Source organism: Marinobacter sp. UBA2498 (assembly GCF_002341575.1).
Taxonomy (GTDB): Bacteria; Pseudomonadota; Gammaproteobacteria; order Pseudomonadales; family Oleiphilaceae; genus Marinobacter; species Marinobacter manganoxydans.
Genome location: NZ_DDOI01000120.1, coordinates 5393 through 5661, shown reverse-complemented (window position 1 = coordinate 5661; position 269 = coordinate 5393). Strand labels below are relative to the sequence as shown.

Here is a 269-nt window from a genome sequence, read left to right as displayed (position 1 = left end):
CATCCGCGGGTTCCGGATTGCCACCATGGCGGTTGAAACCGCTGGCGAGCATCTGGATATCGCACTGACTTTGGAGGGTACAAGGCCGATTGCCATGTTGCAGTCGCAACTGGAGAAGCTGCACACGGTTGCCGAGGTTGCCCTCGCGGCTGGATCTGTGGCCCGGTCTCGTTCGGCCTGAGACTTTGGGGGGTATCGTCCTTTCCTAGCCTGAGGTTTGGCGGGCGTGGTCTTTCTGTAGCCTGAGATTTGGCGGGCAGGTACGGGGG

Annotated in this window: 1 protein-coding gene; it reads left to right on the top strand. The window is 61.0% G+C overall.

Features of this window, described 5'->3' with window-relative positions; genetic code table 11:
• Positions 1 to 181 (top strand): ACT domain-containing protein (locus tag B2W52_RS16805; protein ID WP_286803778.1); only part of this gene is annotated, 181 nt, incomplete at its 5' end.
• Positions 182 to 269: the final 88 nt, after the last annotated feature.